Annotated in this window: 17 protein-coding genes; 1 reads left to right on the forward strand and 16 read right to left on the reverse strand. The window is 40.5% G+C overall.

The window, feature by feature from the left end; all coding sequences use genetic code 11:
* Positions 1–132 precede the first annotated feature (132 nt).
* The 16 genes from BMZ22_RS02405 to BMZ22_RS02480 all read right to left on the reverse strand — a co-directional run bounded on the left by BMZ22_RS02405 (position 133) and on the right by BMZ22_RS02480 (position 13,637).
* Positions 133–1,605 (reverse strand): spore germination protein, encoded by a 1,473-nt coding sequence (locus BMZ22_RS02405; protein WP_090080708.1) that lies wholly within the window; start codon positions 1,603–1,605, stop codon positions 133–135.
* Between the two features lie 60 nt (positions 1,606–1,665).
* Entirely contained in the window at positions 1,666–2,094 is a 429-nt protein-coding gene (locus BMZ22_RS02410) for a stage V sporulation protein AB (RefSeq protein ID WP_090080709.1), read from the reverse strand.
* Positions 2,091–2,690 carry a stage V sporulation protein AA gene (locus tag BMZ22_RS02415; RefSeq protein ID WP_090080711.1) on the reverse strand — a complete coding sequence of 200 codons (600 nt, stop codon included), beginning with the start codon at positions 2,688–2,690 and terminating at the stop codon, positions 2,091–2,093. The genes BMZ22_RS02410 and BMZ22_RS02415 overlap by 4 nt, the downstream gene beginning before the upstream one ends.
* A gap of 102 nt (positions 2,691–2,792) precedes the next feature.
* Positions 2,793–3,548: an RNA polymerase sporulation sigma factor SigF gene (gene sigF, locus BMZ22_RS02420; RefSeq protein ID WP_090080713.1), complete on the reverse strand. Its 756-nt coding sequence runs from the start codon at positions 3,546–3,548 to the stop codon at positions 2,793–2,795.
* Positions 3,549–3,556: 8 nt separating this feature from the next.
* The gene (gene spoIIAB, locus BMZ22_RS02425) at positions 3,557–3,994 is read right to left on the reverse strand and encodes an anti-sigma F factor (RefSeq protein WP_090080715.1); all 438 of its coding nucleotides are present in this window, start codon (positions 3,992–3,994) and stop codon (positions 3,557–3,559) included.
* Complete coding sequence (gene spoIIAA / locus BMZ22_RS02430) at positions 3,991–4,344, reverse strand: anti-sigma F factor antagonist (protein WP_090080718.1); 354 nt, start codon at positions 4,342–4,344, stop codon at positions 3,991–3,993. Before spoIIAA ends, spoIIAB begins: the two co-directional genes overlap by 4 nt.
* A gap of 102 nt (positions 4,345–4,446) precedes the next feature.
* The gene (locus BMZ22_RS02435) at positions 4,447–5,625 is read right to left on the reverse strand and encodes a D-alanyl-D-alanine carboxypeptidase family protein (protein WP_090080720.1); all 1,179 of its coding nucleotides are present in this window, start codon (positions 5,623–5,625) and stop codon (positions 4,447–4,449) included.
* Between the two features lie 108 nt (positions 5,626–5,733).
* On the reverse strand, positions 5,734–7,038 hold the full coding sequence (locus tag BMZ22_RS02440; protein ID WP_090080723.1) for a pyrimidine-nucleoside phosphorylase: 1,305 nt from the start codon (positions 7,036–7,038) through the stop codon (positions 5,734–5,736).
* 17 nt (positions 7,039–7,055) lie between these two features.
* Positions 7,056–7,877 carry a purine-nucleoside phosphorylase gene (locus tag BMZ22_RS02445; protein ID WP_090080726.1) on the reverse strand — a complete coding sequence of 274 codons (822 nt, stop codon included), beginning with the start codon at positions 7,875–7,877 and terminating at the stop codon, positions 7,056–7,058.
* A gap of 19 nt (positions 7,878–7,896) precedes the next feature.
* Entirely contained in the window at positions 7,897–9,087 is a 1,191-nt protein-coding gene (deoB, locus tag BMZ22_RS02450) for a phosphopentomutase (protein ID WP_090080729.1), read from the reverse strand.
* Between the two features lie 126 nt (positions 9,088–9,213).
* Entirely contained in the window at positions 9,214–10,107 is an 894-nt protein-coding gene (xerD, locus tag BMZ22_RS02455; RefSeq protein WP_090080732.1) for a site-specific tyrosine recombinase XerD, read from the reverse strand.
* 5 nt (positions 10,108–10,112) lie between these two features.
* Positions 10,113–10,328 carry a DUF4227 family protein gene (locus BMZ22_RS02460; RefSeq protein ID WP_090080736.1) on the reverse strand — a complete coding sequence of 72 codons (216 nt, stop codon included), beginning with the start codon at positions 10,326–10,328 and terminating at the stop codon, positions 10,113–10,115.
* 261 nt (positions 10,329–10,589) lie between these two features.
* Entirely contained in the window at positions 10,590–11,048 is a 459-nt protein-coding gene (gene fur / locus BMZ22_RS02465) for a ferric iron uptake transcriptional regulator (protein ID WP_090080739.1), read from the reverse strand.
* A 113-nt stretch (positions 11,049–11,161) separates the two neighbouring features.
* A complete protein-coding gene (gene spoIIM, locus BMZ22_RS02470) occupies positions 11,162–11,803 on the reverse strand; it encodes a stage II sporulation protein M (protein ID WP_090080743.1) in 642 nt (213 codons plus the stop codon).
* A 112-nt stretch (positions 11,804–11,915) separates the two neighbouring features.
* Positions 11,916–13,085, reverse strand: coding sequence for an endonuclease Q family protein (locus BMZ22_RS02475; protein ID WP_177183334.1), 1,170 nt, complete (start codon positions 13,083–13,085; stop codon positions 11,916–11,918).
* Between the two features lie 3 nt (positions 13,086–13,088).
* Positions 13,089–13,637 carry an NUDIX hydrolase gene (locus BMZ22_RS02480; RefSeq protein ID WP_090080748.1) on the reverse strand — a complete coding sequence of 183 codons (549 nt, stop codon included), beginning with the start codon at positions 13,635–13,637 and terminating at the stop codon, positions 13,089–13,091.
* Between the two features lie 114 nt (positions 13,638–13,751).
* On the opposite strand from BMZ22_RS02480, the gene BMZ22_RS02485 reads away from it, so the two are divergent.
* Positions 13,752–14,666 carry an aldo/keto reductase gene (locus tag BMZ22_RS02485; RefSeq protein WP_090080751.1) on the forward strand — a complete coding sequence of 305 codons (915 nt, stop codon included), beginning with the start codon at positions 13,752–13,754 and terminating at the stop codon, positions 14,664–14,666.
* The last annotated feature ends 53 nt before the right edge of the window (positions 14,667–14,719 follow it).

Below are 14,719 nucleotides of genomic sequence, written 5' to 3' on the forward strand. Positions count from 1 at the left end.
TTTTAATAAGAAATCTCTGCCCTGCTAAAGCGTAAAAATACTTTATCATATAAAAACGAAAAAAAAAAGTGGAACCGGAAACCTCTTTCCAGGCCAAGTCGTGGACTCGGATTTCCAGTAACACTTTTTCCATTATTTTGGCTGCCTGAAATCATTTCTGGGGCGCACAACGCTTGGACGCCGTCTCGAATACGGTATCGGGACACGGAAAATAATTTCAGTCATACCTTTTGCTTCAAAAGGCAAAAACGGCCACAGGTATGGTGTTTTTAATGATTTTAGCTGTGCAAGATATAAGATAAATAAGGTGAAGCTGACAGCAAAGCCAATCAGACCAAACAAAGCCGTTGCAAGAATCATCATGAGCCTGGCAATCTTATTGGCCACTCCCAGTTCATAGCTTGGTGTGACATATACACCAATAGCGCTCACGGAAACATATAAAATGACTTCCGGACCAAACAATCCTACATCAATAGCAATTTGACCAATCAGCACTGCTGCAATTAACCCCATTGAGGTGGCAAGCGGTGTGGGCGTGTGGATCGCTGCCATTCGTAAAAATTCTATTCCTAAGTCAGCCAGAATAATCTGTACAGCGATTGGAATCGTTCCTTCTTCTTTAGGACCAATAAATGACAGTTCACCAGGCAATAAAGCTGGCTCAAGTGCAAACAAAAGCCATAGAGGCAAGAGAAAGATGGAAGCCATGATAGCTATAAACCTAGTCAAGCGCATAAACGTTCCAATTAATGGTGTTTGCCGGTATTCCTCTGCATGCTGAACATGATGAAAAAAAGTTGTCGGCAAAATAATAACACTTGGTGATGTGTCGATAATCAAAACGACGTGCCCTTCCATGAGATGTGTCGCTGCCACATCAGGACGTTCAGTATACCGCACCAGAGGATACGGCCTCCACTTTGGTCCAACAATATATTCTTCCACTGTTTTATCTGTCATGGTGATGCCGTCAACTTCAATCTGGTTTATTTTGGTTTTTATCGTTTCGATAAGATCTTTATTTGTAATATCCTCGATATAGCATAAGCTGACGTCTGTTTTTGATCGTTCACCCACTCTCAGCATCTCGATTCGAAGTCTTGCATCACGAATTCGTCTTCTGGTCAAAGCTGTGTTTTCAATGATATTTTCTGTGTAGCCGTCCCGTGAACCCCGCACAACATGCTCGGTATCAGGTTCTTGAGGCGTCCGTCCCGGATAATTTCGAACGTCTACAATAAAGGCATAACGTATGCCGTCAACGAAAATGAGAATTAATCCTGACAACATTTTATCAACCGCTTCATCAAGCGATTCCGTTCGTTCGACTTGTTGATAAATTATTCGATTTTCGATAATCTCGGGCACTTTTTTCAAATTGGATTCGTAATCATTTATTTCAACAAGCTGACGCATAATTTGCTGTACAACTGAAGCATCACAAAGCCCGGTGACATAATACAAATGAATTTTTGTTTTTAAGATTGTTAATTCCCGAAAACCAAAATCGAAAGAAGTTCCCAGCCCTACGTTGGCCTTCATATACTGTTCGTTTTTATTGAGTTTTGCATAAATGTGGCTTTTGTTATTATTTGAACTCATATAACGTCAACTCTCCAGTTAATGTAATTTTCCTATTTATACTGACAAAAATAAGTTTGTCTATTTTACAAAAATAGTCCATTGAAATAAGGATCCGGCAATTTTTCCAAAAACAATTGCCATCAATAACCATAGAAGTTTATCTTCGAGCCGGATACGTTTGGAAAGGATCGGAAATACATTCAGAACTTCCGTCAAAGCTGCAGCAAGCATCCCATTGAATATCCCATGGAACGCTCCCCAAAGAACGAGCAATATAAAAGACTGATTAAATGATATATCTGCAAATGACAAATAGATACCGATCAATGAACCAAGTATTAAGCTTGCTATATAGACCGGTATGAGTTTATCCGTCTTACTTAACTGGATTAGTCTCGGAATAACACCCAATAATGTCAAAAAAGCTACAAAACCGCCTCCAACAGCAATACCAGCAGCAAAACCGATAAAAATTTCCAGAAGAATAATAACACTATCAGCTATCATCGGAGCTTATTCTCAAAATGGCTGAGATAATTATCAATATTCTGCTGGTAATTAAAGATTTCAACTTCAAGTGGGCTGGGTTCTTCATTAATACGCTTTTGAAACCAATGGTTAAAAAACAACAACATGCCCACCCCAAGCCCGATAGAGTATGGTATTTGAATCCAAAGAGGATGTTCACTCCGTACGCCTGTGAGTAAAAAATGAAGTTTTTGCTGTACTTCCTGCATACTGACATCGTAATGAAAATTCATAATTGTCATAGCCGTCCCTATAAAAAGAAGCAGCCAGACAAACGCTACAATTAATAAATTTGGCGGTTTTTTATATTTATTAATTCTAATTACTGTATGTGAAGGACCAACAAGCTGAAATTCAAGGTTATTGTATTGTTCATTTAAATGATCAATTACTAAAAAGCTGTCGATGATCACAACATTCCGGTCTTTACTGGTAATACGGTAAACCGGCATTCGCTCCAAATCTTTTTTAAAGGGCGAAACTGTTGAGATGTAAGCTATATCCTTAAGATTCATTTGCCTTAATTGAGATGTTTCAATGTTCTTTTTCATCCGCAGGTAGACGATATCTGACATCCAGCGATCATCCTTTGTTAGATGTTATATCTGATAGTATTTACTGAGAGCAGGATAATTATCACAAAAAAAGCTGTCCTGTTAACTGGACAGCTTTTTGCTTCATGAAAACATATTCATTTTCATATCTTTCAGTATTTTTTTCTCAAGTCGTGATACTTGCACCTGGGAAATACCCAGTCTGTCAGCTACTTCTGACTGTGTACGGTCTTTATAATAGCGCAAATAAAGGATTAGCCGTTCACGTTCCTCCAAATCTCTTATAGCTTCCTGCAATGTTATTTTATCAAACCATTTCGTATCATCATCAGCTATCTGATCCAACAAGGTAATTGGGTCTCCATCATTCTCGAAAACTGTTTCATGAATCGAGTGTGGTGACTTTGCAGCCTCTTCAGCATGAACGACTTCTTCAGAGGTGATTTCAAGCGACTCGGCTATTTCATTTACCGTTGGCGTCCGGCCAATCTTTTTTGTCAATTCCTCTCGCTTTTTACGTATTCTGTTCCCTGTTTCTTTTAAAGAACGGCTGACCTTCACACTTCCATCATCCCGGATAAACCGTTGTATTTCACCAATAATCATCGGCACGGCGTAAGTGGAAAATTTGACATCATATGATAGATCAAATTTATCGATGGCTTTTATTAGACCGATGCTCCCTATTTGAAATAAATCATCCGGATCATAGCCGCGATTAATAAACCGTTGGACAACAGACCAAACAAGCCTGACATTTTGTTCGACCAGCAAATCACGTGCCTGTTTATCACCTTGCTGGCTTTTCTTAATGTAAGTCTTCACTTGTTCGTCAGTTAACGATTCGTGACGATTTTCATTTTTAACATTTACATCCATAGGCATCCCTATTTAGATACCGTTTTTTTTGATAGTTGTTTTGTCATATGAACAGTGGTCCCATTTTCCGGAGATGATATGACATCCAGATTGTCCATAAAATTCTCAATGATGGTAAATCCCATCCCGGATCTTTCTAACTCTGGTTTAGACGTATAAAGTGGCTGTTTTGCTTCCTCTACGTTACCAATGCCGATTCCTTTGTCTTTGATGGTCAATTCCACTTCGTCCTCATACAATACACACGCAATGGAAACGTGATGACTTGGCTCATTGTTGTAACCATGGATAATTGCATTTGTAACAGCCTCCGAAACAACGGTTTTTATTTCGGTCAATTCATCCATCGTTGGGTCAAGCTGTGCTACAAATGATGCGACTGTCACCCTGGCAAACGATTCATTCTCACTGACACTTGCAAACTCAACGAACATTTCATTTTTCATGAAGCCACCCCCAACGTAAATAACGCATGTTCTTCGTTCTCCTCTAACCTTACAATTTTAAACATTCCTGACATATCAAATAAGCGGCGAACAGGGGCAGAAACGGAACAAACGACCATCTCCCCTCCCAACTGCAGGACTTCCTTATATCTTCCAAGAACCACTCCGAGACCGGAGCTGTCCATAAATGATACAGCCTCGAGATTCAAAACGATGTGTTTAATCGCGTTAGTATACATCATTTCTTTCCATTCGTTTCTTAAACGCTCTGCTTCATGGTGATCCAATTCGCCAGCCATCCTGACAATCAGGACATCTTGTTTAACATCAAACGAAGTAGTCAGTCCCATCTTATTTCCTCCCCATATTTTCTTTCTGAAATACTAATTCGGCACACTGTTTAGCGATTCCTGCTTAACGACAAAAGAAGTAAAAGTTCGTTTGAATCCTTTTTAATTCACCATTTTTTGCATTGTTCGTTTTAATAATGTTATATAGGTGGCTTTTTTAACATCGTGGTCTGCAACCAATGGTGTTTGTGTTAAGACCTGTCCATTATTTTTTATAATCAGTTCCCCAACCTGGTCACCTTTACTCAGTGGGAGCTCCACGTTATCGCTCAATTTCACTGAGGTAGTGATGTTTTTATCTGCCTCGCCTTTACGATGAATTGTACTGACGGATTCAGAGGCTACAGCGTCTACGGAGGCTTCCTCGGCTTTCAGGAATTCAAGGGAAGTAATCATCTCACCCTTATCATACAGATTGTTTGTTTCAAAGTGATTAAATGCATAATCAAACATTTTAGTAATATCTGCATTACGTTCTTTGGTCGTCTCCGCTCCCATAGCAACCGCAATAACACGCATTCCCTCTTTTTCACCCGTTGCTGTCAGGCAGTATTTGGCTTCATTCGTATAGCCGGTTTTTAAACCATCAGCTCCTGGGTAAGATTTAATTAATTTATTTGTATTTACAAGCCAGAATTCATTCTCTTCTCCTTTGCGCAAATAATCATCATAAATTGATGTATAATCTGTTATGGATTCATATTTTAACAATTCTTTAGCCATCACTGCCATATCATAAGCCGTGCTGTAATGATCGTCTGCCGGCAACCCGGTCGAATTCTGGAAATTAGTATTTTCCAGGCCGAGTGCTTCGGCTTTTTTATTCATTTCTTCAACGAATGCTTTTTCGCTTCCGGCAATGCGCTCTGCCAGAGCAACGCTTGCATCGTTGGCTGAGGCAACAGCTATGGCCTTAAGTAAATCGTTGACACTCATCTCTTCGCCAGTCTCAAGAAACACTTGCGAACCGCCCATTGACGCTGCCTGTTCACTGACGCGTATTATTTCATCTTTACTGATTTTTTCGTGATCCAGAGCTTCCATAATCAGTAATAGAGTCATAACTTTGGTCATGCTTGCAGGCGGCAGCTGCTCATGCATATTCTTATCAAACAGCATTTTTCCGGTATCACGTTCGATCAGAACAGCTGACTTGGAATCAGGGGCCAAGTTCAGCTCCTGTTTTGCATCACTGTCAACCTGCTCCTGGCCAAACACGGTTAACGGTAAAAACAGAATTGAAAACAGGATGATGCTAATTAATACCACATGCTTTTTCATTATCCACCCTCCACATCAAATATAGTTTTAGGGTTGCCATTTCAGGCCGGTCTTATACCATAAAAAAACGCATACTCAAAATCAGTATGCGTTAGGTCGTGTTAATAGTTATTCTGTTATTTTGTCATAAATTAATGGTGGCGATTCAACCGTCTCACTTGTTATTGCAATACTTTCATATAACTTTTCTTTTACATCCTCAACTTGATCAGTATTAGCGTGGATTCTTAACAACGATTCGCCCTTATCAATGGGGTCACCAACTTTTTTATTAAGCACGATGCCGACAGACAAATCAATTTCAGAATCCTTTGTAGCTCTGCCGGCGCCGAGCATCATTGCTGCGGTACCGATATTATCGGCTATGATTTCTGAAACCGTGCCAGATTGCTTTGCGGAAAGCTCAAACGTATGGGCAGCCTGGGGCAATAAGTCAGGATTGTCAACGACACCTGCATCGCCTCCTTGTGATTCCAGAAATTGTTTAAAGTGGTCAAGTGCCTTGCCATTATGCAAATTGTCATAAAGAAGTTCTTTTGCTTCTTTAAGTGTGTTCGCTTTACCACCCAATACGACCATTTGGCTGCCAAGTTCCAAACATAATTCAGTTAAGTCGTCAGGTCCTTTGCCACGCAAGGTTGAAATCGCCTCTTTAACTTCCAGGGCATTCCCAATGGCGTTACCGAGCGGCTGACTCATATCAGAAATAACGGCCATTGTGTTGCGGCCCACTCGATTTCCAATCGAAACCATTGCACCGGCTAATTCCTTTGCCTCTTCAAGCTCCTTCATGAAGGCTCCCGCGCCGGTTTTAACATCCAGTACAATAGCATCTGCGCCGGAGGCAATTTTTTTACTCATAATTGAACTCGCTATCAGAGGTATAGAATTTACGGTTGCTGTGACGTCTCTAAGACCGTACAATTTTTTGTCTGCAGGGGCCAGATTTCCTGTCTGTCCGACAACAGCAACTTTATTTTTGTTAACGAGGTCAATAAACGCGTCATTGCTAATTTCTACATGAAAGCCAGGGACTGATTCAAGCTTATCAATTGTACCACCGGTATGGCCCAGCCCCCGCCCGCTCATCTTGGCCACGGGCACTCCAAGTGAAGCGACCAGTGCAGCAAGGATGAGTGTTGTCGTATCACCAACACCGCCTGTTGAATGTTTATCCACTTTTATACCGGAAATTGCAGAGAGATCAATTTGATCACCTGATTCAACCATCGCGCCAGTTAATTCCGCACGTTCTTCTTCAGTCATATCCTGGAAAAAAACCGCCATTAACAACGCACTTGCCTGGTAATCCGGAATTTCACCATTAGTGTAGCCGTTAATAAAAAAACGTATCTCTTCATTCGTCAGCTTTTGGCCGTCACGTTTTTTTTCAATAATATCGTACATTCGCATAAAATCACCTTTATTAATTAATTTGGCAGTGTACCTATGATTTCCTTAACAAAGCGTAAGAAATCTTCTCTCACTTGAGCAGTTGTCTGGATTACTTCGTCATGCGTCAACGGTTGATCAAGGATACCGGCAGCCATGTTCGATATACAGGAAATACCCAATACACGCAGACCGGCATGCGCTGAAACAATTGCTTCCGGTACGGTTGACATACCGACTGCATCGCCGCCAAGGGTGCGCAGCATCTTAATTTCGGCAGGTGTTTCATAGGTTGGCCCGGAGTTTCCGACATAGACACCTTCCCGGACTCCCAGTTTCAGTTTCGCGGCCATCTCTCGTGCATGGCTTAAATATGCTGTATCATACACATGAGACATATCTGGGAATCGTTCTCCAAGAGCGTCATCATTAGGTCCGAGCAGCGGATTGTCGCCCATATTATTAATATGGTCTTTTATTAACATTAAATCACCAGGATTAAAATCTTTATTAATGCCGCCGGCTGCATTTGTAATGATGATAGAACTGATTCCCAAATCCTTCATCACTCGGACAGGAAATGTTACGTGCTGCATTGAATAACCTTCATAATAATGAAAGCGACCCTGCATCGCAATTACTTGCTTCCCTTCCAGATTTCCGATGACAAGCTGTCCCTTGTGACCAGACACAGTGGACTCAGGAAAATGCGGAATATCTTGGTAAGAAATGGTAATCGGATCTTCTATCTCCTCTGCAAGCACCCCGAGACCGGATCCCAAAATAAGACCCAATTCCGGACTATGGGTTAATTTGTCATTAATATATGCAGCAGCATCTTTTATCGCCGTGTGGTGCATAATCAAACCCCTCTCTATTTTATGAATCCGATTTGTTAACATCGTTTAAAAAGCTTTTACCATGTTCAGGCATTTTGATATTAAAATTATCTGCAACCGTAGCACCTATATCAGCAAATGTTTCGCGTAATGGGAGGTCACTTCCACTGTCCATGTTCGTATGATAAACCAGCAGCGGTACATATTCGCGTGTATGATCGGTTCCATGGTGGACTGGATCATTGCCATGATCCGCCGTAATAATTAATAAATCGTCTTCCTTAAGCCGGTTAAACACTTCCGGCAAACGTGCATCAAATGCTTCAAGTGCTTTTCCGTAGCCTTCAGGATCTCTTCGGTGGCCATATTTAGCGTCAAAATCCACAAGGTTGAGGAAATTTAGGCCGTTAAAATCTTTTGCCATCGAGTCAACCAATTTTGTCATGCCATCTTCGTTATCTGTCGTGCGAATAGATTCTGTTACACCTTCATTATCATAAATATCCGAGATTTTACCAAGTGCAATCACATCATAACCATTATCTTCCAGTTCATTCATTACCGTATGCCCGAATGGCTTAAGGGCATAATCATGGCGGTTAGCTGTACGTTGAAACGCACCGGCCTCGCCAACGAATGGACGCGCAATGACCCGCCCCACCATATATTTTTCATCCAATGTCAGTTCACGGGCAATTTCACAAATTTTGTACATTTCATCTAACGGAACAATCTCTTCATGGGCTGCAATTTGTAAGACTGAGTCAGCTGAAGTGTATACAATCAACGCCCCGGTATCCATATGCTCTTGACCCAGTTCTTCTATTATTTCAGTGCCAGAGGCAGGTTTGTTGCCAATCACTTTACGTCCGGTTTTCGCTTCTAATTCTTTAATCAGTTCATCAGGGAAACCATCTGGAAATGTGCGGAAAGGCTGCTGGATATTCAGCCCCATAATTTCCCAGTGTCCGGTCATTGTATCTTTGCCATTGGAAGCCTCCTGCATTTTTGTATAATATGCCATTGGAGTATCAGCTTTTTCGATGCCTTTTATTTCTCTAATGTTACTTAATCCTAATTTAGCCATATTAGGCATATTCAATCCATTCATTCGCTCGGCAATATGGCCCAGGGTGTCCGCACCTTCATCATTAAATTGCTTGGCATCAGGCGCTTCGCCAATCCCGACCGAATCCATTACAATTAGAAATACACGTTTAAAATTTTGCATCATAAATCCCTCCTAGTAGTCGTTTTCCCTTTATGACTCGAGATTATGTCATCTCATGATTATAGTTGTTGGATGTCTGACATGTCTTCCTAAAAAACTTCTGATTACCACTCTGACTATAGCAAACTAAGCCCGCGGATGGTAAGATTGATAGATATCTTTTAACCGTGTTTTGGTAATATGTGTGTAAATTTGAGTAGTTGATATGTCCGCATGACCCAGCATTTCCTGCACAGATCTTAAATCTGCGCCATTTTCCAATAAATGGGTGGCAAACGAATGTCTTAACGTGTGTGGTGTAATCTGTTTGTTGATGCCGGCCTCGCGTGCGATCCCTTTTAATATTTTCCAGAAGCCTTGCCGGGACAAGGGACGTCCATGCTGATTAACAAATAAAGCGTTTTGGTCCTCGCCTCGTTTTGTAAGCTGCCCCCGTGCTTTTTGTAAATAATCATCGACAGCTTTTTTTGCCACATCACCAAGGGGGACTATCCTTTCTCTCGAACCTTTGCCCATGCAACGTACAAACCCCATTGTCAAATGAAGATCACTCACTCTCAATGAAACTAATTCCGTTACACGCAATCCTGTCGCATACATTAATTCCAGCATCGCTTTGTTGCGAATTTTCAAAGGCGTTCCGCTGTTAATTGACAATAAAGTTTCCACATCCTGTGATGACAATGCAGCAGGCAATTTTCGTTCTTTTTTAGGCGTCTCGATATGTATACTTGCGTCATGGTCCACAAGTTGTTCTCGTACCAAAAAATGGTGAAACCCCCGTATCGAAGAAATCGTCCGTGCAATCGTCGCAGAGGATTTGCCATCTTCCTTTAATTTATGGAGGTAGCCCATAATGTCTGTTCTGCCTGCTTCATTCCAATCTGTTTTCCGGCTTACTTTTTCAACGTATTGCATATAATTTTGTAAATCCCGCTGATAAGATTTTAATGTGTTATCAGATACTCCCCGTTCCACTAATAGATAATGGAAAAAATCCTCAAAAGCTGGTTTGAGCATAAGTATTACTCTCCTAGTCGAAGAAATAAGTTCAGCCGGTCTATAAAACGGTCATTTTCATCCTCATCATCAAAAACTTTCACAGACGGTCCTTCAGGCGGGTCATACCGGTGGAATTGTTCATATTCGCTATGCATGTATCTTAAACCGATATAGAATAGACTTGTGCACGCTATGAAAATAATAAACACTTTAGCTGTATCCCATACCATCTGTTTCATGTTGTTCTGTCACCTCTTTTTTCATATCCTTATAAAGTCTGTCCAAACCGAAGTAAACACTTATTACAATAAAGATATGCTAAAAAAAGGTGATAATATACATCGTAACGATAAACAGCCATAAACGGGTCAACTATCACCAAAATAACCCATTTAAGACCAAATGTAAATTAGAATATCCAAAGCTTTTATTTACAGCCGATCCAGCAAATAAAAAACCTTTTTCCAAAAGAAAAAGGTATGTATCATTTGTGGTGTTTATTAACTTGTTGATTTTATCATAACTTCCTGGCATTCCTTGCAAACCCCATGGAAAGTTAAACGGTGGTCTTTTACCTGGAAACTCCAATTTTTCTCAATAACCTTTTCTACATCTCCAAGAAGGTCCTCGACAATTTCTTCAACAGATCCACATTCAGTACAAACAAGATGATGATGAAAATGTTCTGCTCCCTCTTTACGAAGATCGTAACGTGAAACACCATCACCAAAATTAATTTTATCAACGATTTTCAATTCGGATAATAATTCCAGTGTGCGATAAACGGTTGCCAAGCCAATTTCAGGTGCTTTTTCTTTTACCAGCAAATAAACATCTTCAGCACTTAAATGATCTTCTTCGCGTTCCAGCAAAACCCTGACCGTGGCTTCCCGTTGCGGAGTAAGCTTATAACTTTGTGCGTGCAATTGTTTTTTAATCTGTTCAATGCGGTGCTCCATGGCAGCTCTCCTCCCTCTCATCCCCAACTTCATTATATGCGCAGAGAGATAACGTGTCAAAATATAATAATTATAATTTGTTATTTACAATAATTATAATTATATAATATTTATCACTCATTATAAAGGGATTTTATTAACATTTCCATTGCTTCGTTTGCCACATATGCTTCCAGAGCTGCTGCAGCCAGAGAAAATATTATTAAGGAAGCAAACACCGACGCATATCTTCCTAAAGACTTAAGAACAGGCTGGGAGATTCGTCGCGAAAAAAGTTTTCTCAATAATGTCAGGGAAAAAAGCATGGCCAGACTTCCAGCAATAATATAAATCGGGATGATCAGTAAATTCTGCGGTGCGATTGAAAGAGATGCAAGAAACAGACCATTAATACCAATCTGGTTAACAATAAACCCAACGGAAAAACCGACAACCAAACCTTTTAAAAACAGTAATATCCAAACGACCGGGAGCCCTACTACGGACAACCCTAATACAAACAGCATAAACAAATATTTCACATGATATAAAAAGCTTGTCCTTAACACTTCATTATTGTTAATTTGTTCTTCGTCAGCAATTCCTCGGAAAAACCGTTCAAGGTAAAAAAACAGATCTTCTTTTTGGACAAAATTCATGCTGTTAACGATCACTGCCCCAAAGATAACACCGGTTAAAAACAGGATTGTCATAAAAATATAGATGGTTGCATGCTCTCGCACATGATCGATTAATAGTGTCCGTTTTGTGTACATTGGAATCCTCCATCAACTCGTCTCGTTTTAGTCGCCGAGTACTGGTATAGCCTCTAATAGAAACTATGAAGAATTCCGTGTGAACATACCAATTTATTTTAAATATTTATAATCAGGATAACGTGACACGTCCATATTTACCGCCACCACCAGCTTTAATTGATAACTTTCCTTCTCTCATAGCTATAATAGAAGCTGCTAGTTTTTCAGGTATAACTTTTTCCAGGTCATCAAAAGATGCGTAATGAATAACATTCATCTCCGTCTTAAAATATTCCAGCAATTTTGCAAACGTTTTAGGGCCAAGTTTCGGTAAATATTCCAGTGGCACCTGGTACAAATATGGAGGTCTGTCCACTTTTACATCACCACTGTTTCTCAATTCGTGAATCCGGTCAGAAACGCCTTTAACAATTTTTGATGAGCCACACTTTTGACACGTAAAACGATCAGCTGACAGCGGCTCCAAACATTGGCTGCAAACGGTTGTGTAATATTTTCCCAGATGAGGATTCATGCCAAAGTTCTTGTTTACAACGCGGTTCTCTACATGGTGCAACGCCCAGTTGAATTCGACAAATGAAGGTTCTTCCATAAGAAGTTCTTGATATTCTCTGGCAATTTTAGGAAGCGAATGCGCATCAGAGTTAGATAAAAATGTAAAATCGTGAAGTTCTTTTATCTGGTCAGCCATCGATGTATCCGAGCTGAGTCCAAGTTCAATCCCATCGATAAGGTCCGGGTCAAATACTTCCTTTAATGAATGCTGAACCCCTTTTCCATACATGCTTTTGAATGGTGTAAAGACATGGGCCGGTATAAAAATGCCTGAAAGTTCTTTCACCTTATACTGTAATTCTTTAGCCGATCCATAATAACGCTGCGAACTTAAGGTAATGTTCTTCATCTTTGCTGACAGCCATTCCGAGAATTTTTTCATTTTCTCCATCGTTGGCAAATAACAGAGAACGTGAATTGGACCCCGGCAATTTTCATCGTAAACTTCGATTTCTGAACCAAGTATCAACGTGACATTCTCAAACCGAATCCCGCCGTTTTCCAGTTCATAAGCATAACGGGCATTCATGAGCTCTTTAATTTCTTCCAGGACTGCAGGTGCATGGCTGTCGATCACCCCAGCCATATGGATGCCCTTGTTACGGCTTGCTTCCTTTAAAACATTTGTCAATGTTAACGTTTTAGCTCCGGTGATTTTAACGGGGTTCTGATACATATCCCGGCCAATGTGAATGTGCATATCGGCAAAAAATGATTCCAGCATCCGTTACATCCTTTCGAGCATTTCCAAATAGAGTATGGCATAGTTCGTTTTTGCATCATGGATCCTTAACTCTTGCGCATATTGTTTTGCTTCTTCCAGGGTTAATTCGATTAACTCGATAAATTCATCTTCATCACCTGCTGCCGGGTTTTCCATCGGTTCCAGATTTTCAGCCAGATACAGGTACATAATCTCATCAGCAAACCCGGGTGATGTATAAAAAGAGGTTATAAATTCCATAGGTTCTGTTACAGTATACCCTGTTTCCTCTTCCAGCTCACGCCGTGCAGTCACCACCGGTTCTTCCTCTTTTTCCAATTTCCCGGCAGGTATCTCGACTAAAGATTTTTCCAGCGGCTTTCTGTATTGTTCCACAAACACAATTTTATTATCTTTTGTAACCGGAATGATACCTACTGCTCCTGAATGTTTAATAAGCTCACGTTTAGACGTATTCCCGTCAGGCAGTGTCACATCATCAACTTGCAGTTTAACGACGTTTCCATCATATATTTTTTCCGTATGGGTTGTTTTTTCTTCAAATTTTTTCATACTATTTAACCTCCTTTTCTCGCTTGTGGTTAATACTATCATATCTTAATCGTTGTACTTGCTACAATTTATTTTCTACAATAGACAAAGAACATTTAATATGGAGGCGATCGTATGAAAAAAAATCAGCTCGGGCAATCGGATTTATATGTATCTGAATTGACGCTTGGCTGTATGTCGCTGGGTACCGACAGCCAAAAAGCAAGCAATATTATCGACCGGGCTCTCGATGCCGGTGTCAACCATCTTGATACAGCGGATCTTTATAACTTTGGAGAAAATGAAGAAGTAGTCGGAAATGCCATTAAAAATAAAAGAAATCAAATCATTTTAACAACCAAAGTAGGAAATAATTTTGATAAAGCTAAAGGAGACTGGTTTTGGGATCCTTCCAAAGAACATATAGAACAAGGCGTTAAAGACAGTCTGCGCCGTCTCGGAACAGATTATATTGACTTTTATATGCTGCATGGCGGTACAATCGATGACCCAATCGGGGAAACGATTGATGCGTTTGAAGGTCTGAAAAAAGAAGGTCTCATCCGGGCTTACGGTATTTCATCAATTCGCCCGAATGTCATCCGTGAGTATGTGAAGCGTTCAAATATTGAGGCAGTTATGATGCAGTACAACATACTTGATCGGAGACCTGAAGAAGAAATTTTGGACCTCCTTTATGAAAATCGCATAAGCGTTCTTGCACGCGGTCCATTGGCGAAAGGTATGCTGAGCAGCCGGGCACGTGAGCAAGTCGAGAAAAAGGGGCGTGAAGGTATTCTCGATTATTCATATGATGAACTGAGAACGATTCAGCAAGATCTTGAAAAAATTAATACTAAAGAATCGATGAACACACTCGCTTTAAGCTATGTCTTAACACATCCTGCTGTCGCGAGCGCTGTTTTCGGTGCAAGTTCTTCCGGCCAGGTGGATGAGAACACGCTTTACAGACCTTCCCCCTTGTCTGATGAGACGTACCGCAACATACAAAAATTAACTAAAGCAATTCAGTATACCAATCACCGCTAACCACTGTGAAAGCGGCACCTGAAAATATTTTTTTCTTTGCCGCTTTTGCTTTC

Source organism: Lentibacillus persicus (genome assembly GCF_900112705.1).
Taxonomy (GTDB): domain Bacteria; phylum Bacillota; class Bacilli; order Bacillales; family Amphibacillaceae; genus Lentibacillus; species Lentibacillus persicus.

Excerpts from the sequence above, each read along its gene's own strand:
- BMZ22_RS02405 (WP_090080708.1), bottom strand. The coding sequence starts at position 1,605 with ATGAGTTCAAATAATAACAAAAGCCACATTTATGCAAAACTCAATAAA.
- BMZ22_RS02410 (WP_090080709.1), bottom strand. The coding sequence starts at position 2,094 with ATGATAGCTGATAGTGTTATTATTCTTCTGGAAATTTTTATCGGTTTT.
- BMZ22_RS02415 (WP_090080711.1), bottom strand. The coding sequence starts at position 2,690 with ATGTCAGATATCGTCTACCTGCGGATGAAAAAGAACATTGAAACATCT.
- sigF (WP_090080713.1), bottom strand. The coding sequence starts at position 3,548 with ATGGATGTAAATGTTAAAAATGAAAATCGTCACGAATCGTTAACTGAC.
- spoIIAB (WP_090080715.1), bottom strand. The coding sequence starts at position 3,994 with ATGAAAAATGAAATGTTCGTTGAGTTTGCAAGTGTCAGTGAGAATGAA.
- spoIIAA (WP_090080718.1), bottom strand. The coding sequence starts at position 4,344 with ATGGGACTGACTACTTCGTTTGATGTTAAACAAGATGTCCTGATTGTC.
- BMZ22_RS02435 (WP_090080720.1), bottom strand. The coding sequence starts at position 5,625 with ATGAAAAAGCATGTGGTATTAATTAGCATCATCCTGTTTTCAATTCTG.
- BMZ22_RS02440 (WP_090080723.1), bottom strand. The coding sequence starts at position 7,038 with ATGCGAATGTACGATATTATTGAAAAAAAACGTGACGGCCAAAAGCTG.
- BMZ22_RS02445 (WP_090080726.1), bottom strand. The coding sequence starts at position 7,877 with ATGCACCACACGGCGATAAAAGATGCTGCTGCATATATTAATGACAAA.
- deoB (WP_090080729.1), bottom strand. The coding sequence starts at position 9,087 with ATGCAAAATTTTAAACGTGTATTTCTAATTGTAATGGATTCGGTCGGG.
- xerD (WP_090080732.1), bottom strand. The coding sequence starts at position 10,107 with ATGCTCAAACCAGCTTTTGAGGATTTTTTCCATTATCTATTAGTGGAA.
- BMZ22_RS02460 (WP_090080736.1), bottom strand. The coding sequence starts at position 10,328 with ATGAAACAGATGGTATGGGATACAGCTAAAGTGTTTATTATTTTCATA.
- fur (WP_090080739.1), bottom strand. The coding sequence starts at position 11,048 with ATGGAGCACCGCATTGAACAGATTAAAAAACAATTGCACGCACAAAGT.
- spoIIM (WP_090080743.1), bottom strand. The coding sequence starts at position 11,803 with ATGTACACAAAACGGACACTATTAATCGATCATGTGCGAGAGCATGCA.
- BMZ22_RS02475 (WP_177183334.1), bottom strand. The coding sequence starts at position 13,085 with ATGCTGGAATCATTTTTTGCCGATATGCACATTCACATTGGCCGGGAT.
- BMZ22_RS02480 (WP_090080748.1), bottom strand. The coding sequence starts at position 13,637 with ATGAAAAAATTTGAAGAAAAAACAACCCATACGGAAAAAATATATGAT.
- BMZ22_RS02485 (WP_090080751.1), top strand. The coding sequence starts at position 13,752 with ATGAAAAAAAATCAGCTCGGGCAATCGGATTTATATGTATCTGAATTG.